The following is a 20,752-nucleotide window of genomic DNA, read 5'->3' as shown; positions in this document are numbered from 1 at the left end:
GTATATGAAAATGAAGAAAAAAGTTCCTTTTTTGCTTGTATTGATGTATTTGATTGGCACTGTGTTAGCTGGGTGTAGTTTAAAAGGAAATTCAACAGCGGATAACAGTTCTAAAGAAGGTGTAACCACCTTATTAATGTATCAAATTGGCGATAAACCGGAAAATTTTGATGTGTTAATGGAGAATGTTAACAAGAAAACGGAAAAGGAGATTGGCGTTCGTGTTAATTTACAGTATATTGGCTGGGGCGATTATGAGAAAAAAATGTCTGTTATCGTATCTTCTGGTGAAAATTATGATATTGCCTATGCCAATAACTATGTAACAAATGCGCAAAAAGGTGCTTATGCAGATTTAACGGAATTACTTCCAAAATATGCGAAAGAAGCCTATGACATGCTGGATCCAGCTTATATTGAAGGGAATACAGTGAATGGAAAGCTTTATGCGTTCCCGGTAAATGGTAATGTGTACGCACAGACGATGTTTTCATTTAATAAGCAATATATTGATAAATATAATTTAGATATTTCTGATGTGAAAGGATACAAAGATCTTGAGCCGCTTTTGAAAGTGATAAAAGAAAACGAAAAAGACGTCATGCCATTTTCGGTTGGGCAAGGATTCCGCGTTCTCCCTAATATGGATTTTGTCTTAGGAAATGGCATGCCTTTTGCAGTGGATTTAAATGGAGATACCGCCAAAATTATTAATCAGTATGAAAATGATCAAATGCAAGAAAACTTGCGAATCATGCATGACTACTACAATAAAGGATATATTGCTAAAGATGCAGCAACAAGCAATACGGAATACCCATTAAATAGTGGTACATGGTTTGTTCGCCAAGAGACACAGGGACCGTATGACTATGGTGATACCCTTTTATCAACAGTGGCAGAGCAGCCAATAGTTTCCATGCCGATTACAGATCCAATTAAGTCTACAGCACAAGCGCAAATGGCAAACTTTGTTGTTTCTAGTAACTCCAAGAATAAAGAAAAAGCAGTAGAGTTCTTAGGTCTTCTAAATTCTGATCCAGAACTATTAAATGGGCTTATTTATGGGGAAGAGGGGAAGGCATGGGAAAAGACCGGAGAAAACAAAGTAAAATTATTAGATGGCTATAAGTCAAATAACCATATGGCAGCCTGGAATACAGGCAATAATAAAATTGTTTATGTTCAAGATTCTATTACTGATGAACAGATCAAAGAGCGAGATGAAAATATTGCCAATGCAACAAGCTCTCCAATTCTAGGCTTCACCTTTAATACAGATTCTGTGAAAACAGAAATCACCAATATTTCGAATGTAATGAGCCAATACCTTGATGGATTAAACACAGGAACATTAGATCCAGATAAAGCAATCCCTGAATTAAATGAGAAATTAGAAGGCGCGGGGTATGAAAAAGTCCGCGAAGAAATGCAGAAGCAATTTGATGCATTTCAAGCCTCTAAAAACTAATCTTTAAAAGGTGCGTTAGCTCTAGTTAACGTGCCTTTTCTCATCATATAATAGAAAGGAGAAAAGCGATATGATTGCCTCTTTTTTGACTACTTTTTTTAACCGATTTTATGTAGTAGTAAAACTGAATCTGTATTTTTGGCTGCTGACTATAATGGGGGGGGTTATTTTTGGTATTGGCCCTGCATTGTTAACGATTGTAAAGCTATCTTTAGAGTGCCGTTGGGACCATCAGGAATTAACATGGAAGAATGTTTTTTCTACCTTTAAGACCAGCTATAAACGTGGCAATTTCTCCTTTTACGGATTTTTGCTATTAGGTGTCATTTTAAGCTATAATCTTTATTTTTCCCTACAAATTAATCATTTGCTCTTTCTCATCATTGACTTCTTGCTTATTTTTGCCCTATTTTTAATGGCTATCAGCTTCCTGTTTTCGCTCTTTATTGAGGCACAATATGAAGCAGCGATAAAAGATGTATGGAAGCTGTCGTTTCTCTTGTTCTTTATGGACTTCTGGACACTCCTTAAACTAGGAGGGCTGCTCGCTGTCATTTCTGTTCTTACCTATTTTAATCCTGCCCTAATTTTATTCGGAAGTATCTCGCTATTTATCATACTAGCTAGCCTTATTTCCAATAAGCTATTTATAAGACTTAGTCAAAAACTCGTATATGTATCTTAAGGATGATGCTAATTGGGAAGTAAGTATTTTATTAATTCACTATTAAAAACATATTCTATTATCTTAATTTCTGCTGTTACTCTTTTTGCTTTATTAGTCAGCTATAATACAAGCCAGGGTAAGCAAAGGACCGCAATCGATTCTGTTGAGAGGGTCGCTAATCAATTAGAAAATATTGTGACAGACAATGAGAAAAAGTTAGATAAAGTAGTCGCTAATTTAATGGCCAGCTCAGAAATGATCACAAGTATGTATCAGTATTTTGAGTTAGAACCAGCAGCATATTTACAAAAATCGTTAAGTGAGCAAAAAAATAATGCCTTTCTTTATCTTCCGCGCATCGTAACAGAGATGTATTACTTGGATGATGATATTGAATCGGTAACCATTTCATTAAATGATTATAAAGAAGTCTATTATTCAACGAAGGAAAACAAGGGGGGTAAGAAATATCTCCATATTCCTATCAGCACCAATCAAGTAGTCTACCAAAAAGCAATAAAGGATCCCAATACTTTATCACAAATTGGAATTGTATCAATTGTCTTTAATGATAAAGAATTAGAACGGATTTTAGATAATGACAAAGAGAAAACATCTCTTCAAGTAGCAATTATTTCTGATACAAAAAAACTAGTATACTATCAAGGACAATACAGACAAGACCCTGTGCTCCACCAAAAGATTGCAGCAAATTTAGAAGAGTCTTCCGTTATTAGTCTTAAGGATTTAGAAAAACAATATTATATTAAAAGTGTTCATACAAGCAATGACTTTGAGGTGCTCGCTTTCAACAGTAAAAAGGAAGTAATTAACGAATCGATGAAAAGCCTGTTTTTCTTTTTATTTGTTAGTGCTATTTTAGACGGTATTCTTCTTTTTGGGCTCCGAAAAACGTTTAAACGATATGTGATTCAAGTAGAAGATATTCAAAAAGGAACCAATCAAGTTTCAAACGGGAATATGGAAGTACGCATTGAAGAAAAGACGAAGCAAGGGGAGCTAAAGGATATTTCTCATAGTATCAATCAGATGTTAGATAGCATTAATCGCAATATTGAGGATATCTATAACTTAGAAATCAAACAAAAGGATGCTAATATGCGGGCGCTTCAGTCTCAAATTGATCCGCATTTTCTCTATAATACGCTTGAGTACATTCGGATGTATGCGGTTAGTGAAGGGGCGGATGAATTATCGAATGTTGTTTATGTTTTTGGAAGCTTGTTAAGAAACAGCATTACCCAAGAGAAAGTAGTTACAATCAGACACGAGCTCGAATTTTGTGAGAAATATGCTTATTTGTATCAAATGCGCTATCGGGATCGAATCGCTTACGGGTTTCAGATAGAAAAGGAGCTTGGAGAAATTAGCATCCCTAAATTTTCTATTCAGCCGCTGGTGGAGAATTTTTTTATACATGGGATTGATCATACAAGGAAAAACAATACAATTAGTGTAAAGGTCTCAAAGCAAGATGGGTATACCTGCATTTTAATCAAAGATAACGGAACAGGAGTACACGAAGATAAATTAAAGAAAATCAACGAATTATTGAAAACGCCTTCTTCAGAAAATCAGTTAGAGTCCTCTATCGGCATACATAATGTAAATGCAAGATTGCGATCCTTTTTTGGAGATACATACAGCATGAGGTTAATGACCAATCCATTAGGCGGATTAACAATCGAAATCTTGTTTTAAAAGGAGAGGATAGCTTTGTATAAAGTTCTGCTTGTTGATGATGAATATATGATTGTAAGAGGTTTGCAAAAGTTGATTCCTTGGGAGAATCTTGGATTTGAAATTGTCGGCACAGCAGGTAATGGCCAAGAGGCTTTTGAATTTGTAAAAAGACAAAAGGTAGATATTGTGATAACCGATGTAACCATGCCGATCCTTTCTGGGATTGACTTTCTAAAACAAGCACAAGAAGCGTCCATCTTTTTCCGTTTTATTGTGTTGTCTGGCTATCAAGAGTTTGAATATGTGAAAGAAAGTCTCCAGATGGGAGCAGAGAATTATTTAATTAAACCGATAAACAAAGAGGAATTAATCGAGACGTTAAAAAAGTGTATCAAGGAGTTTGAAGAGGAAAAGCTGCGAATCCAAGGCGAAAAATATTTATTTGCACATTTACTCAAACGCTGGGTACATGATGATATTGATTATATGGATTTAAAAAAGATGCTTGCTGCCTTTGATATAAGTACGGAGATGAAAAGGTATCAAGTGCTGATCTTTACCTATAAAAAGAAACTCCATGACCAAGTTCATCAGCTGTTACATACGAATAAAGATTTATATTTTTTTCATCATTATGAAGAAGACCAATGGGTCGTTATCTATTTTGGTGGAAGATGGGGACTGGAGAGCTTAATGAAATCAATCCAAGTGCTATACTGCCAAAATAAAGTGACTTTTGGAATCGGGGAAGAAGTAAAGAAAATGGCTGATGTTTCCTTAAGCTATGAACATGCAAAGAGTAGTTTATATCTTAGTTCTTTTTATGAAAGACAGCAACAATTTATGGACACGGCAACCGCCAATGTTTTAAATGAAAATGTACCGAATATATCGTTCACAGCGTTTAAAAAGGCATTAGGAATAAGAAATATAGAAACAATTCAAACGGAGATTAAACAAATCTTTGCGGAGTTAATGGAATCCGCCGCTTCACCTGCATACACTCGCTATATTATCTTCCTGGTATTCATGGATATTTATCGCGAACTTGAGGTTCAGGATGAATTCATCTATGAAGAGATGGTGGAGAAAATAAATAAAGCTTGTTCTTTTAAAGAGCTGCAAATGATCATTAAAGATCTGTTGGACAATCTGAAGTATAAGAAGTTTAGAAGAGAATACAGCATGAATGTTCAAAATGTCCTCAAAATCATCCAAGAAGAATATCACGAGGATTTAACATTAAAAGCAATTGCCGAAAGGCTCCACTTAAATGTGATGTATGTAGGGCAGATTTTTAAGAAAGAAACCAATAAGAGTTTTTCTCAATATTTAAATCACTATCGCATAAAGCTAGCGCAGAATCTATTGCTGAATTCAGAGCTGAATATAAATGAAATCTCCGAAAAAATTGGCTATATGAGTCCAGGTTACTTTTATAAAAACTTTAAAAAATATTGTGGTATTTCTCCAAAAGAGTTTAGGGACAGCTATCAGCAATTATTTGAGCCGATTGATGAATGAGGAAGTGGATTTGAATATAAAGAAAACCTACCCTTTGGCTTGGTCGGCGCGGGTAGGTTTTTGGTGTGCTTTTATTTATAGGAGGGAGGCACTGTCTGTCGACAAGGAATAAGGTAAATCTGTTTCTGCATAGTCTTTATTTGGCGGCACAATACCAAGCTGGAAGTCGATGGTGCAGCCTTTTATAAGTACGTCATGCTTTAAAAATAGCTTGTTGTAAATTTCATTGTTGACAGTAACCTGATGAACAAAATTAAATTGTGGCTGGTTGAATGCAGTTGAAATTTCGATTTTTTTGTCATTTGGTAGATGTATTGTAATCTCATCAAAAATCGGCATTCCAATTACATATTCCCCTGTACCAGGGCAGATAGGATAAAAGCCCATACTGCTAAAAATAAACCAGCCAGACATACTGCCATTATCTTCATCACCAGGATAGCCAGTTGGACTACTAGAGAATAACTGGGTCATTAATTGTTTTAATAAAACTTGAGACGAAGCGGGATCACCAGCATAGGTAAATAAATAAGGCAGATGAAAACTTGGCTGATTGGATATGGCAACTTGGCCAAAATCAATTGCAGCCATTTCGCTCATTTCATGTATTTCCAAACCATAGCCTTTGGTATCAAAAATCGGTTCTTGATTGCACAGATCTACTAATTTGTTTCGAAAAGGTTCTTTTCCACCATAAGCATTTATTAATCCAGCGAAGTCGTGAAAAACCGCAAAGCTGCTTTGCCAAGCGCTTCCTTCTGCATAATCCTGCCCCCAGCTAAAGGAATTGAAGGGTTCTTCTACTTTGCCTTGTTTATCTTTGGCACGCATAAATCCCGTTTCTTTATGGAAGATATTGCGATAATTATAAGCGCGCTTTTCGAAGGTCTTCCTTAGATCATCCTGTCCTAATTTTTGGGCTACTCTGCTAATGCAGAAATCACTAAATGCGTAATCAAGTGTATGGTTTACACTTTCATGATGGCTGGAAGGAATGTAGCCATATGTATCATAATCTTCGATTCCTTGTCGGCCATAGGTTCGCTTTGAACTTACGGTAGAAGCAGTTTTCACCATTGCTTCAAACAACTCAGGAATGATATCAACAGCAATTCCTTTTTGCGACGCATCTGCAATAACAGCATCGATTAACGTACCCGGCATAAGTCCACGTTCATCGGGAGACAGCCATTTAGGGAGAAATCCCGTTTCTTTATAACTATTCAGAAAGCCTCTCAGCATTTCTTCATATTCTTCTGGAATAAGAAGAGAATAGAAAGGATAGACGGTTCGGAATGTGTCCCAAAAGCCGTTATTTGTATACAGGACACCAGGTTTTACACTTTTGCTTGTTGTATCATAATGAATCGGCTCACCTTGTTGATTTATTTCATAGAATTTTTGCGGAAAAAGAAACATCCGATACATACAGTGATAGAATGTCTTAACTGTAGAAAAATCTTTATTCTTCACTTCAATTTTATTTAAGTAATGTTCCCAAGCTTCCTCTGCCCTTTCTTTGAGAGCATTAAATGAAAAAGGCGATAGTTCTTGACTTAGATTCCATTCTGCTTGAGCACTGCTTATAAAAGAAGTGGCAAGACGAGTTTCTAGCGGTTTGTCTTCGGTTAATAAGAAGCGCATCAAAAAGTGCTGGTCTTCGCCAGTTGCTGAAAGAGCGGAAGTAAACATCTTATTCTCTTGGAAAAAGCCAGTATTAACTTGATCGATGGGATGGCTAAAGGTCATGACAAAGTACATTTTAAAATCAGAATCTTCACAGCCAGCAAAATTGGAAACATATCCAGTTAGCTTGTTTTTCTCTATATCTAGTGAAACGTTTCCTTTGCCAGGAAGATGTAGAGATAAACCAGGTAGCTTTAAATCTCTATAAGCAGAACGAAGTATGGAGCCATATGTAGTAGGAACCAATTCATTCTTAATTCGGTAGCGTGCTTGCGTTATTTGTAAATAATGTGGTTGGTATACGGAACTTTCAGGTCGATAGGAACTTTGATTATGGTAAATATCGTCATGGTGAACGGCGCCTGAAAGAGGTGTTAATAATAAATGAGAGAAATCCCCCATCCATGGACTCGGCTGATGAGTTAACCGAAAGCCTTGAAAAACCCGATCACGCGGATGAAAAAACCAACTTCCATTTGTATGTTTCGTTTGCGGAACAAAGAAATTCATGCCAAAGGGAAAGCCTGTATAGGGAAGTGTATTCCCGTTTGAATAGCTATGTTGATTTTCTGTCCCTTGTCTTGTATCAATTAATTCTAGCATAGACACCGCTCCTTAATTAGTGGATTCTCTAATGATCATTTCAATAGGAATGACGACAGAATGAATTGCTTCTTTGTTTTCAATTAATTGAATAAGTTGTTCAGCTGCTTGATATCCGATCTCCTCGAAGCTTTGGGCAATTGTGGTTAATGCTGGGTCGACAAGTTCAGCTGCTTGAATATTATCAAAGCCAATAATCGAAAAGTCTTTAGGAACTTGATAGCCGTATCTTTTGATTTCTTTCATTAAATGAATTGCATTAATATCGTTTTCCGCTATCAGTCCTGTAATTTCTTCTTCCTTTAGCTGATGGATAAAAGCGCTGTTGTCCTCAGCTGAGAGCACTACTTTTGAACCATGATACGCGATATTCGCTTCGTGTATAGCTTTTAAATAGCCTAAATACCTTTCTCGAATAGTGGAACTTCTCTCTAAATTTTGTGTAGCATAAAAGACGATTTTCTTATGTCCTTGGTTAATTAAATGCTGTGCTGCTAGATAACCACCTTGCATATTATCAGAGGTAATAAAAGGAAATGGGATGCTTTCGATTTTCTTATCGAGTACCACTACCGGAAATTTCTCGAGATATAAGGTATAAAGAATATCTAAATGCGATGTTCCAGCCTCTGGATAAAGGAGAAGACCCGCATACATAGACGATATTTTTTTGGCATCAAGCTGGCTTAAGTAAGCATTTGTCTGGATTTGCACTGTATAGGGTGTGTTCGCGATAAAGCGACTAATGCCTTGTGCATAATCTCCTAGTCCCGGATTATTGGGAAAAGGAAGAATAAACAGAATAACATGGGAAGGAGACGGTTTTTGTTCGGCAACAAAGCTTCCTCTTCCTTGGATTCGTTCGATTAGCTCCTTGTTTTCCAGCTCGGTTAAAGCTCTCTTTGAAGTGATGCGGCTGACGTTGTATTGCTTAGAAATTTCTAATTCTGTCGGTACTTGATCACCTGGCTTTAAATGACCGGCTTGGATTTGTGCTAGTATGTCAGTGACAATTTTTTGATAAAGTGGTTCTTTTTTCATCATAAACTCCTTAAATGATATATCAAATTTATTATAACATGAAAATGCTTTCCGTAAATAGTAAAGCTAAGTAAATTTTATGAAGATAAATAGGAGAGAAGTTATATCCATTGATAGACAAACAATTTTTCATTAAATTAAGAAAAAGAAACACTAGACAATAAAGACGATTGAAATTAAAATGAGTTTAAATGATATATCAAATATGAGAGGGGTTAAAAAATGTCATATCAAAAAACAACGATGTCTTCGGTAAAAGAATTTATGAAAAGGATTACAGAAAAATGTGGGGATGAACATGCGGATTGGGCCGTTAATTTCAATACTTGCTTTGCCAATACATTAGAAACAACAGTTGAAAAGCTGGAGGATGGAACTACTTTTCTCCTTACAGGGGATATACCAGCGATGTGGCTGCGAGATTCCACTGCACAGGTAAGACCATATTTAGTATTGGCTGAAAGGGACGAAGAAATGGCTAATATGATTGCCGGTCTTATTGAACGACAATGTCAGTATATTTGTTTAGATCCTTATGCGAACGCTTTCAATAAAGAAGCGAATGGGGCAGGACATCAAACCGATTTAACGACAATGAATCCATGGATATGGGAAAGAAAGTATGAAATTGATTCACTGTGTTATCCAATCCAGCTTAGTTATTTGTTCTGGAAGGCAACAGGGAGAACAGATCATTTTAATCAGTCGTTTCAGGAAGCGGTCCAAAAAATAATCGAGGTATGGATGATAGAGCAAGATCATACGAATTCCTCCTATACATTTGAAAGAGTGACTGATCGACAAGAGGATACGTTAATAAACAAAGGGAGAGGGGCAGAAGTAGTGCCTACTGGAATGACCTGGTCAGGATTTAGACCAAGTGATGATGCTTGTACATATGGTTATTTAGTGCCTTCGAATATGTTTGCTAGTGTAGTTCTAGGTTATCTAATCGAGATTTATGAAGATGTTTTGAAGATAACGGAGCAAGTTCCTGCCTTTCAAAAACTCAAAGAGGAGATAGAAAAGGGGATTGAGGAGTTTGCTGTTGTACGCAATCAAAACGGTGAAGAAATTTATGCCTATGAAGTAGATGGAAAAGGCAACTTTACAATTATGGATGATTCCAATATACCTAATCTATTATCTGCCCCGTATCTTGGATATGTGGAGGAAAATGATGAAAGATACCGAGCAACACGCCAGACAATACTTAGTGAAGAGAATCCTTACTTTTATAAAGGGAAATATGCGGAAGGGATTGGCAGCTCCCATACACCGGAAAATTATATTTGGCCGATTGCTCTTGCGATGGAAGGTCTAACGACAGAGGATAAAAAGGAGAAAGAAAGAATACTAGACTTACTAGTAGCCTGTGATGGAGGAACACATTTAATGCATGAAGGCTTTGATGTGTATAATCCTACTCAATATACGAGAGAGTGGTTTTCTTGGGCAAATATGATGTTTTGCGAACTAGTAATGGATTACTTTGATATTCGAGTAAAGAAAAAATAAATGACAGGACAGTAAAGGAACTAGAGAGGAGTAGCTGAAGATGAAAAAAGTGTATATAGTATCCCATAGTCATTGGGATCGAGAATGGTATTTGCCTTTTGAACAGCATCGCATGCGATTGGTTCAGCTCATCGATGATTTATTAGAGTTGTTTGACACAGACCCTCATTTTAATAGTTTTCATTTAGATGGGCAGACAATTATTCTCGATGATTATTTGGAGATAAAGCCGCAAAACGAATGGAAGCTCAAAAAATATATTCAAGAAGGAAAATTAAAAATTGGTCCCTTCTATATTCTGCAAGATGATTTTTTAATTAGTAGTGAAGCAAATGTACGAAATATTTTAATTGGATTGCAAGAATGCCAAAAATGGGGAGCACCAGTTAAGTTAGGCTATTTCCCAGATACATTTGGGAATATGGGGCAGGCACCACAAATTCTTAAACAGTCTGGTATGGATGTGGCGGCGTTTGGGCGCGGGGTTAAACCTACGGGGTTTAATAATATTGTTATCAATGATGATCAATATAGTTCACCATATTCAGAAATGTGGTGGGAAGGCCCTGATAAATCCACTGTTTTAGGCATTCTTTTTGCCAATTGGTATAGTAATGGGAATGAAATTCCTGTGGATGAAGTGGAAGCAAAGCAATTTTGGGATCAGAAATTAAAGGATGCCCTTCAATATGCATCTACAGATCATCTATTGTTTATGAATGGCTGTGATCATCAGCCAGTTCAAAAGAATATTACAGCTGCCATTGAAGCTGCCAATAATCTATATCCTGACATAACCTTCATTCATAGTAGTTTTGATGAGTATATGAAAATAATAAAACAAGACATTCCTGAAAATTTACATACAGTGAAAGGAGAATTAACTAGTCAGGAGACAGATGGCTGGTATACTTTAGCAAATACCGCTTCCTCTAGAGTATATCTGAAACAAAGAAATACAGATGTTAGTAGATTGTTAGAAAATATTGCGGAACCATTGGCTGCAATGGCCTATCAAAAGGACGGAAAATATCCCCATGAAATGTTTCAGTTTGCATGGAAACAATTGATGCAAAACCATCCCCATGACAGTATTTGCGGCTGCAGTGTGGATGAGGTGCATCGTGAAATGATGACTCGCTTTCATAAAGCAGAGGAAGTAGGTCAATTTATAAAAACAGAAGCTTTAACTATGCTTGCAGAACAAATTGACACGAGTGAATTTCCAGCTGGAAGCCGCCCTTTTATTGTCTTTAATACTGCTGGCAGTACAAAAACAGGTTTGGTTGAAATAGAGATAGAGTGGAAAAGGCTTCCCTTTTCGAGCGGACGTCCAGATGAATTGTATCGCAAGCTAAAAGCCGAAGAGTTTCCAGCAATGAAAGTAATCGATAAAGAGGGAGTGGAAGTTCCAGCAAGGGTTATCTATACAGATATCCGGTTTGGATATGATCTTCCAGAGGATCGTTTTCGTCAGCCGTTTATCGGTGCTTATGTGACTGTTGAGCTCCCATTAAACGAAATGAGTCCATTATCATGGCAAACCTATGCGTTGATAGAAGGAGAATCTCAGCAGCAAGAACACAAAAGAATTGTTCAGCAGCAAGGGCATCTTTTAGAAAATAATCATTTAAAGGTGCAAATAGAACAAAATGGTACATTGACTGTTTTGGATAAAGGAACAAATAGTATATACACAAACTTCCTCACTTTTGAGAATACGGGCGATGTTGGCAATGAGTATATTTACAAAATGCCAAAAGGAGATCAGCCCATTTTATCATCAGCAGGAAAAGCAGAGGTGGAGGTTATCGGTGATACTTTTGCATATGGAGAAGTGCTTTTAACACAAACAATGCTGATTCCAAAATCAGCAGATGAAAGGTTATTGGAAGAGCAGAAAGGGCTAATTGAATTTCGAGGCCGTCATGCAGGTCGTTCGAACAAGCTGGAAACATTGGAGCTGAAAACAAAAATAAGATTAGAGCGAAACAGTAATCAGCTTTTATTCGAAACATCATTTGCTAACCAAATGAAGGACCATCGCATACGAGTGCTCTTTCCAACAGGCATTCATGTAGAGGAGCATGAAGCAGACAGTATTTTCGAAGTAGTGAAGCGAGCAAATAAGGTAAGTTCCAACTGGGAAAATCCAACTAACCCACAGCATCAGCATGCATTCGTTAATTTACATGATGAGAATAGAGGGGTGACTGTTGCGAATTATGGACTGAATGAATATGAAATCATGGAAGATACTATTGCCATTACTTTGCTTCGAGCGGTTGGGGAATTAGGAGATTGGGGTTACTTCCCAACTCCAGAAGCTCAGTGCCAAGGAAATCAAGCAGTGAAATTTGCCGTAGGATTTCACGATAGCACGAACAAGCTGGAATCCTATCATGCAGCAATTAACTTTCAAATTCCTTTTTCTAGTGTGCAAACAGATATCCATAAAGGTGCATATCCGTCCATATATGAATTTATTCAATTGGACGGAAAAGCTTTTCGACTAACAGCATTTAAGCGGAGAGAAAACAGCAAAGAAATAGTTCTTCGAGGATACAATTTAACGGACGAAAAACAGCCTTTAACGGTGAAATATAATGGGAAATACCCAAGGAAATCTAATTTATTGGAAGAAATGAACGGAGAAATGTTCGATTCCAATCAAATGAACGAAGCGGAGATTTGTACATTTATATGGGAGTAATTTAGCAGTGAAAAACAAGGGGGGGGAACACTCCTTGTTTTTTTATATAGGTTTCTTAAAAAGCTTGTCTTTGGATAGGGTTATGAAATATAGTACCAACTAGCCAAGTATTAATGTTTTAGACATTTTCAGATATAGTCCTTATGTTATAATTATATATCATCTTGGTTGGTGAAAGGAGTGTTGGTAATGAACACGAAAACAAATTTTCTCATTTTTTTATTGGCGGTAAGCTGTGGAGCTGTAGTAGCTAATATATATTATACCCAACCGATTATTCAATTTATTTCTACTGATTTACATATTGCTTCAAATATCTCTGGGCTGTTAACGACTTTAACGCAAATTGGATATGGTGCTGGCTTGTTTTTCTTAGTTCCCTTGGCAGATCTTTATAAAAGTAAACGAATCATTGTCTTGTTAATAGGGCTAACCATTCTTTCTTTAATTGGTGCTTTATTTTCGACAAATGGGATGATCTTTTTATTTGTTGTTACATTCATCGGGATTGGAGCAAGTGCTGCTCAAATGTTAGTGCCATTAACGATGAAAATTGTCCCTAAAGAACAAGCTGGGAATTATATCGGTAAAGTAATGAGTGGGCTTTTTATTGGAATTATGGTGGCGCGACCATTTTCAATCGCCGTTACTGACTGGCTTGGCTGGCGGATGGTCTTTCTTTTTTCTTGCCTTATATTAGTTACTATTTTGCTATTATTATTAAAATTTTTACCAGATTTTGAATTAGAATCTAATCTTGGCATAACGTATCCTGCTTTATTGCGCTCGATGTTAAGTTTCCTAAAAGAAACGCAGCCTCTCCAACAAAGGGCATTTTACCATGCTTGTATCTTTGCTACCTTTAGTCTGTATTGGACAGTTTTGCCCATCTTATTAAGATCCGAGTCCTTGCATTTTACTAATAACGAAATTGCCCTATTTGGCTTTGTTGCCATTGCGGGTGCATTGTTAACCCCATATATTGGAAAGTTAGGGGATAAGGGATATATTTACTCCATGACGAATGTATCAATGGTTCTAGTAGTTGTTTCGATTTTTCTTTTATTTTTTGTAAAAGATCATTCTATCTTAAGTATTGCACTTATTGTAATCTCTGGGATTATACTAGATATCGGTGTATCAGGAAATATGCTGTTAGGTCAAAAGGTTATTTTTAGCTTAAACCCGGCCATTCGAAATAGATTAAATGGGTTATATATGACCATTTTCTTCTTAGGAGGAGCGTTTGGATCATGGATCGGAAGCTATAGTTATTATCAATTCAGTCCGAATACGGCATTGCTTTTGGCGATAGCTTTTCCAATGCTAGCTCTCCTTGTTCATCTGAAAAAAGGAAAAAAATATTATCTGAAGCCATGGGCTAAAGAGTAATCTAAAGAATGAAAGCATCCTTTTTGGGATATTTTTCATTCTTTTTTTATTGCTTTTACGGGTATATCTTCTATATGTCACTTCCATTCTTTTTCTGATTATTATTGCTGAATTACTAAATACTAAGCTTATTACTATTATATGGGAGGTATGATGATGAGCAGCAAGGAAAGAGAATACAATAAGAAAGTACTTCATTTAGAGAGCTTAAAGGAATTAAAAGATAGAAAGTTTCAGAAACAAGATGATTCAACGGGCAAGTGGACATTAAAAGAAATCAATGAACAAGTCATCGTAATTACAGGAGCTTCTAGTGGAATCGGACTTGTCACAGCGAGGATGGCTGCTGCTAAAGGTGCAAAGCTTGTGCTAGCAGCACGAAATGAGAATGCCTTAGAAAAACTGACTGCTGAGTTAAAAGAACAAGGAGCTTCCGTCGTTTATGTAAAGGCTGATGTGGGAAAAGAACAAGAAGTAAAAAAAATTGCCGATACGGCGCTAGAAACATTCGGGGGATTTGATACTTGGGTTAATAATGCAGGAGTGACGATATACGGATATGCCATGGATGTAAGCATTGAGGACATGAAACGAATGCATGATACTAACTATTGGGGTGTTGTCTACGGTACAAGGATTGCGATTAACCATTTCAAAGAGCGAGGGAATGCTGGTGCTCTAATTAATATAGGGAGCCTGTTCGGGGATAGAGGAACACTTATCCAGTCGACATATGCACCTTCGAAATTCGCTGTCCATGGCTGGACGGAAAGCATTCGAATGGAAGCGGAAAAGGAACAAATTCCTGTATCTATTACTTTGATTCATCCTGGAAGAATAGATACGCCATATGCTGAACATGCTAGAAGTTATTTGGATAAGCAGCCCACTCATAAAGGAATGATTTATCCTCCTGATGCTGTAGCAGAGGCAATATTATATGCGGCAGAAAATCCGAAGAGAGATATGTATGTTGGTTCTCAAGCAAAACTATTAAATCTACTAGGTACATTATTACCAAGATTTACAGACAGGTTAATGGAGAAATGGATTCCACCCACTCAATATAAAGATCAACCATCTAACAGCCGTGAAGACAGTAATTTATATCAGCCAGGATATGGTTTACATGAAAGAGGAACTAATCAGGGATGGATTCGTTCTCAAAGTATGTACGTAAAAATAAGCAAGCATCCTATTCTTACAGCTGCAGCTGCCGTCAGTATTGGATTTATCCTTTTGGCTAAAAGTAAAAAATCAAAGTAATAAGAAGCAGAATAATTGTTTTTCCTCTGTGAATGATGATGCAGTTTAGAAAGGAGAGTCAGAGATGCCGACCAATTCAAACGTACCTTCAGAAAAAGGATTAGATAAAACCATTTCCTTATTAAAGGAAGGATATCTTTTTATTAATAACAGAATGGATAAATTTAATTCTGATATATTCACAGTGCGTTTATTAGGGCAAAATGTGATATGTATAAAAGGTGAAGAGGCTGTAAAGATTTTCTACGACTCTGAGAAATTTCAGCGCAATGGTGCAGCCCCTAATCGGATTCAGCAATCATTATTTGGAAAGAATGCTGTTCAAACGATGGATGATGAAAAACATCTTCACAGAAAACTTCTATTTATGTCCTTATTGACTCCTGAACATCAACAAAAGCTGGCGAATCTTACAACAGTCTATTTGGAAGAAGCAATAAAACAGTGGGAACAGCGAGATCAAATTGTTTTATTTGATGAAATAAAGAATATTTTATGTAAAGTTGCCTGTCAATGGGCAGGAGTACCTCTCGCGGAAGAAGAAATATCAGAGCGTGCTGATGATTTTATTGCGATGGTGTACGCATTTGGCACCTTGGGCCCCGAGCACTGGAAAGGCAGAATAGCTCGTAATCGAGCTGAGCGGTGGATTAAACAAGTGATCGAAGTAGTTCGTGAGGGTAAACTGGAAACAGAACAAGGAACTGCCTTACATGAAATGGCTTTTTATAAGAAAATCGATGGAGCAAGGCTTGATCCGGAAATGGCGGCAATTGAGTTAATAAATGTGTTAAGACCAATCGTTGCGATTGCCACTTTCATTACATTTTCTGCTTTAGCTTTCCATGAATATAAAGAAGAAAGAGAAAAGCTTCGCACAGCTGATGACCGACATCTCGATATGTTTGTCCATGAAGTAAGGCGATATTATCCGTTTGGCCCTTTTCTTGGAGCTCGTGTCCGAACTAATTTTATGTGGAAGAACCAAGAATTTAAAGAAGGAACTTTAGTTTTATTAGATATTTATGGAACTAATCATGATGCACGTTTATGGGAAAACCCAAATCAATTTAATCCAAGCCGATTTGAAAATTGGCAAGGAGGATTGTATGATTTTATTCCCCATGGCGGAGGAGATCCAGCAAAAGGACATCGATGTCCCGGAGAAGGAGTTACAGTTGAATTAATGAAGGTTGTTTTGCGAACTCTCTCAACGAAAATGGACTATGATGTACCAAATCAAGATTTACATTATGACTTAAGTGAGATGCCAACATTGCCGAAGAGTGGATTTATTATGAGCAATATTAAAAAACGATAAGTAAATAAAGAGAGCTTGGCCTATTTATCTAAGGCCAAGTTTTTTATTGTTTTTTTCTAGTGATGAAAAATATGTCGAAGTACTCCTGTTATTTGAAAAAAATTGGTGAATTTTCTCATATATTTTCTAATAAATGGTACATTAGCGCTATAATTGTAATATCAATACGGAGAAATGGAAATAACAAGAGAGAAGGGAGAAATAATGGTTGGTGAAAGAATAAGGCAACTACGTATCCATAAACAGCTGACGCAAAAGGAATTAACGGAAGGGATTTGTTCTATCACTTATTTAAGCCGGATTGAAAATGGGCAAATCAATCCATCTGCAGAATTTTTAAGAAAAGTGTCCAAAAGACTGGGTTATGATTTAACAGAATTGAGTAGTCCGAATAGAGATGAAAAGATATTACAGATTGTAGAAAACTATAAGCAAAGCGAAAAAATATCGGATGAAGATCTTTCTTATCTGCTTGTTCAGACATATGAATTAAATTCTACTAAAATTAATCTGCACCTTTATGGTGTTCTGTTGAGATATTATACGGCCAAAGGAGAAATAGAGCAGGCTAGGAGTATTTTTAATTTATCTAAAAGGTTTATTTCTGGAGAAATAAGTGATGGATTAGAGGGAGAATATTTTTACTATTTTTTAGCATGTGGTAACTACTTTTATTACTTCCAAGATTTTGAGCGTGCAAATCACTATTATTCAAAAGCAGAAAGCTTACTAATTGATCGAGATAATTTAGATGCAGCGAAACTATATTATAATCTCAGCTTGGTTAAACAAAGAACATATGATAATCAGGAAGTAAGTCTTTATTATTCACAAAAGGCTTATGAAATTTTTAAAAAATATGGAGAGAAAAAATACATTATTACTGTATTAATTACTCTTGGAGTACAATATCAATTGAATAATGAATTAGATACTTCGATGGATTGCTTGAAAAAGGCGGAAGCGATTATAGTGGAGGATAAAGAGAGTGAGAAGTTTGTAAATTATATTGCTATGATTCAACATAACATGGGGAGAATCTTTGAAAGGAAGAGAGATTATCAGGGGGCTGTTACCTATTATTTAAAAAGCATAGAGATATTTGAAAATCATTCTTCAGAACAACAAAATGTTTATCCTTTAAAAAGATTAGTAGAGATTTATATAGAGTTAAAGGATTGGGTTCTAGTAGATAAATATTTAGAAAAGGCAATTTTCATTTCAGAAAAACACCGGTTAAAGTATGATTATATTCTACTTAATATCATAAAGTTTTCGGTGAAAAAGTTGCAGGGAAATGAAAGTTCTTATGAAAAGGGAATGCAGAAACTTCTTGATACAGCTATGCAATTAAATCAAGGTGCATTAATTCGAAGAATTACGAAAGAACTTGGAAGTCATTTTTATGAAAAAAAGGCCTATAAAAAGGCAGCTGATCTATTAATGAAAGCAATTGATTACGAAAACTAATAAAGAAATACCATCATGATAGCTAGTTTGTTAAATAGTTAAAGAAAAAAACTATTTAAATACTAGAAAATTTAATAGAATTTTACTGCTTTCACTAAACAATTCCTTTGCGTTAAAGTAATAGTAATAAAACTTTATGAAAAGGAGTTGTTTATATTGAAAAAAGTAGTTTTCGCTATTCTCGCTCTTGTAATCTTAACTTTAGGGACTAATTTAGATAAAGCATTTGCAGAGGCTGAGGCACAACCTGGTCCGTTGAGTATTATTAAGGTAACCACGGAGTGAATTGTAAATGGTGGAGATGAATAATCAGTTGATGCAACGGATATTTGTAACTTATCAAGATCAAATGAATCGTGATTATTTACAGCCATCAACTTCTCATATCGTTGCTTGTTCGATTGAAAAACATCAAAAAGAAAAATTGAACACAATAAATTCACTTTTTCATAAAAATACGCTTGCTCAAGTATTGTTTGAGGTGTTTGATAAGTTTGAACCAGAGTTTATTAATGATATCTCTCCTCTAATTATTAAATTAAATCCAGATGTTGTGACAGGAATACCTCATAATGGTGTTTATAAGTTGGATGCCGAAAATGAAATCTTTGTGCAACTTGATCAGCTTGCCGATAATCAATATCAAGAAATAGAAGTTCATCAAAAGCAGCTTGGAATAAAATCAGATTTAGGGATATCATATAAACTGTTAAGAAAAGATAAAGAGACATTGGATAAGTTAATTAAGGTGATGAAAAAGCTGAATTATTTTTTATCATTGCATGGAGGCGTGGAATCTACCATTGCGATTGCTGAGTTGTTATCCGAACACCAAGAGAGAAAATTATTGCTGCCTCCTTATATTTTCGTTCAGTGGTTATATGCCACAGATAGTTTCAGAGATTCGTTAATTTCATAGTGGGAAATCAGTGATTATAAGGCGAGTTTGCACTATTAGCATACCGCCTTTTTACTTTAGGAGGATAGTATGAAAACGAAATTTGGTATAGCTCTATTTCTAATTATCGTTCTAATGATTACTGTCACTACTAAAATTGGCCATTCAGAAAATAACCTTACGATGGAAGAGCTTAATCAGCCAGATTTTCTACATGATAAAGAGGCAGTTGTCTATTTCTCCACAACAACTAATCAAGATAGGAATAATGAAGGAATTAGTTACGCTGTTTTTATTGATGATAAAGGAAAAGCGAGTGGTTTTCAAATGGGTGGTTTAGAATTTGGAAGCATGGCGCTAAATAACCATCAGCTGTTGCTAGAGGATAAAAATACTATAAGGTTGATTGGAGAAAAGAATGCTGTAATCGATCTGAAATACCAACAAAACGGAGAACGAACAGGCTATTTGGAGAAACAGGATGTCTTTTTCTCTATTTATCGTTCTGGTAATGATAAAGAAAGGGATATATCCCATATTTATTGGGGAAATCATAAAGGGTTTAAAGGAGGAAATCTCCCTTATTCTATAATGGCTTCGGGTTACACTAAGGATGAAATTCTCATTTTGACCAATGATGAAGAAGAAAAGGAATATGTCTTAAGGAAAGCGTCTTTGGAAAATAACCAATTAGAAATCAATGACATTAAGGGTTTGGAAATGGAAAAAGGATATGAGTATTCAGCATTGGCTCCTATCTTAAGTGACGAACTTCATTATTATGTTTTACTCTCAGAGATAACTAAAGATAAGAGCCAAAATACTGTTTTATTTCTCCTTAATAAGGTAACGTTGGAACAAACAAAAGTGGAGTTAAATTCAGGATATGTTGCCAATGATCCTGCAGCTGATTCCATGAATTCTAAAAATGCAGCTTATTTATGGAGGGATGTTTTTTTCTATGTTAACGGATTAGGAGAAGTTGTTGCGGTAAGTAAAGATGGAAAAGAACAGAATAAATTCCTGCTGGAGGATTTTCCGCAGAACGGAGCTCGTCATAATGAAGAAGTATATTTTGCAGGGAATTATTTATTTGCATTAAGATATGACGATTCGCAAAAAGAGAAGTATTATCTGGAGAGCTACTCTTTGGAAAATGGTGAGAAGGTAGAAGAGAAAAAAATTGCAGGATTAGATGACATCTTATCATCCGTAAAAGGAACTTCTATTTATTCTTATGATTTTAAAATATTAAAGTAAGAGCATAAGGGGAGAGCCTTATGCTTTTTTTACGAAGTCAGATGTAAAGTAGATTTTATCTAAAAAAATATCTGTTTTCCGAATATAAAAGGTTTTAAAACGATTACATTTTAGTAGAATAAGAGATAGAACAAATTGATCCCCTATATTTCCATCTCACTTTCCCGTATACTAGGAAAAAAGTAGATAAGTTGGAGGTTAAGTAGTGGATTTGCATG

At 35.9% G+C, this 20,752-nt stretch carries 15 protein-coding genes; 13 read left to right on the top strand and 2 right to left on the bottom strand.

Annotated features, from left to right (window positions below):
• Nucleotides 1–4 precede the first annotated feature (4 nt).
• From NiCM35_RS09715 to NiCM35_RS09700, 4 genes are all read left to right on the top strand, one after another.
• On the top strand, nucleotides 5–1,471 hold the full coding sequence (locus NiCM35_RS09715; protein WP_144544612.1) for an extracellular solute-binding protein: 1,467 nt from the start codon (nucleotides 5–7) through the stop codon (nucleotides 1,469–1,471).
• 70 nt (nucleotides 1,472–1,541) lie between these two features.
• Complete coding sequence (locus NiCM35_RS09710; RefSeq protein ID WP_144544614.1) at nucleotides 1,542–2,156, top strand: DUF624 domain-containing protein; 615 nt, start codon at nucleotides 1,542–1,544, stop codon at nucleotides 2,154–2,156.
• A 12-nt stretch (nucleotides 2,157–2,168) separates the two neighbouring features.
• Nucleotides 2,169–3,860: a sensor histidine kinase gene (locus NiCM35_RS09705; protein ID WP_144544616.1), complete on the top strand. Its 1,692-nt coding sequence runs from the start codon at nucleotides 2,169–2,171 to the stop codon at nucleotides 3,858–3,860.
• 15 nt (nucleotides 3,861–3,875) lie between these two features.
• Nucleotides 3,876–5,366: a response regulator transcription factor gene (locus tag NiCM35_RS09700; protein ID WP_047943836.1), complete on the top strand. Its 1,491-nt coding sequence runs from the start codon at nucleotides 3,876–3,878 to the stop codon at nucleotides 5,364–5,366.
• A gap of 75 nt (nucleotides 5,367–5,441) precedes the next feature.
• Here NiCM35_RS09700 and NiCM35_RS09695 read toward each other — a convergent pair whose 3' ends face one another.
• Both NiCM35_RS09695 and NiCM35_RS09690 read right to left on the bottom strand, forming a co-directional pair.
• Nucleotides 5,442–7,655 (bottom strand): GH92 family glycosyl hydrolase, encoded by a 2,214-nt coding sequence (locus tag NiCM35_RS09695; protein ID WP_144544618.1) that lies wholly within the window; start codon nucleotides 7,653–7,655, stop codon nucleotides 5,442–5,444.
• Nucleotides 7,656–7,667: 12 nt separating this feature from the next.
• The gene (locus NiCM35_RS09690; RefSeq protein ID WP_095329837.1) at nucleotides 7,668–8,696 is read right to left on the bottom strand and encodes a GntR family transcriptional regulator; all 1,029 of its coding nucleotides are present in this window, start codon (nucleotides 8,694–8,696) and stop codon (nucleotides 7,668–7,670) included.
• Nucleotides 8,697–8,918: 222 nt separating this feature from the next.
• Between NiCM35_RS09690 and NiCM35_RS09685 the strand changes: the two genes are divergently transcribed.
• From NiCM35_RS09685 to NiCM35_RS09645, 9 genes are all read left to right on the top strand, one after another.
• Nucleotides 8,919–10,214 carry a glycoside hydrolase family 125 protein gene (locus NiCM35_RS09685; RefSeq protein WP_433779324.1) on the top strand — a complete coding sequence of 432 codons (1,296 nt, stop codon included), beginning with the start codon at nucleotides 8,919–8,921 and terminating at the stop codon, nucleotides 10,212–10,214.
• A 40-nt stretch (nucleotides 10,215–10,254) separates the two neighbouring features.
• A complete protein-coding gene (locus NiCM35_RS09680; RefSeq protein WP_163186505.1) occupies nucleotides 10,255–12,927 on the top strand; it encodes a glycoside hydrolase family 38 N-terminal domain-containing protein in 2,673 nt (890 codons plus the stop codon).
• Between the two features lie 189 nt (nucleotides 12,928–13,116).
• Nucleotides 13,117–14,319, top strand: coding sequence for an MFS transporter (locus NiCM35_RS09675; RefSeq protein WP_341123236.1), 1,203 nt, complete (start codon nucleotides 13,117–13,119; stop codon nucleotides 14,317–14,319).
• A gap of 156 nt (nucleotides 14,320–14,475) precedes the next feature.
• Nucleotides 14,476–15,585, top strand: a complete 1,110-nt coding sequence (locus tag NiCM35_RS09670) for an SDR family oxidoreductase (RefSeq protein ID WP_172859460.1) — start codon at nucleotides 14,476–14,478, stop codon at nucleotides 15,583–15,585.
• A 64-nt stretch (nucleotides 15,586–15,649) separates the two neighbouring features.
• Complete coding sequence (gene cypC, locus NiCM35_RS09665) at nucleotides 15,650–16,906, top strand: CYP152 family fatty-acid peroxygenase CypC (protein WP_433779321.1); 1,257 nt, start codon at nucleotides 15,650–15,652, stop codon at nucleotides 16,904–16,906.
• 174 nt (nucleotides 16,907–17,080) lie between these two features.
• A complete protein-coding gene (locus NiCM35_RS09660; protein WP_163186499.1) occupies nucleotides 17,081–18,376 on the top strand; it encodes a helix-turn-helix domain-containing protein in 1,296 nt (431 codons plus the stop codon).
• A gap of 156 nt (nucleotides 18,377–18,532) precedes the next feature.
• On the top strand, nucleotides 18,533–18,661 hold the full coding sequence (locus NiCM35_RS09655; protein ID WP_268876242.1) for a hypothetical protein: 129 nt from the start codon (nucleotides 18,533–18,535) through the stop codon (nucleotides 18,659–18,661).
• Between the two features lie 7 nt (nucleotides 18,662–18,668).
• Nucleotides 18,669–19,295 carry a hypothetical protein gene (locus tag NiCM35_RS09650; protein WP_163186497.1) on the top strand — a complete coding sequence of 209 codons (627 nt, stop codon included), beginning with the start codon at nucleotides 18,669–18,671 and terminating at the stop codon, nucleotides 19,293–19,295.
• A 69-nt stretch (nucleotides 19,296–19,364) separates the two neighbouring features.
• Nucleotides 19,365–20,534, top strand: coding sequence for a YycP family beta-propeller protein (locus NiCM35_RS09645; RefSeq protein WP_341123233.1), 1,170 nt, complete (start codon nucleotides 19,365–19,367; stop codon nucleotides 20,532–20,534).
• The last annotated feature ends 218 nt before the right edge of the window (nucleotides 20,535–20,752 follow it).

It is taken from the genome of Niallia sp. M35, assembly GCF_050971705.1.
Taxonomy (GTDB): Bacteria; Bacillota; Bacilli; order Bacillales; family Cytobacillaceae; genus Niallia; species Niallia circulans_A.
The sequence above is the reverse complement of the archived record's forward strand: the minus strand, read 5'-3'. Positions and strand labels throughout refer to the sequence as shown.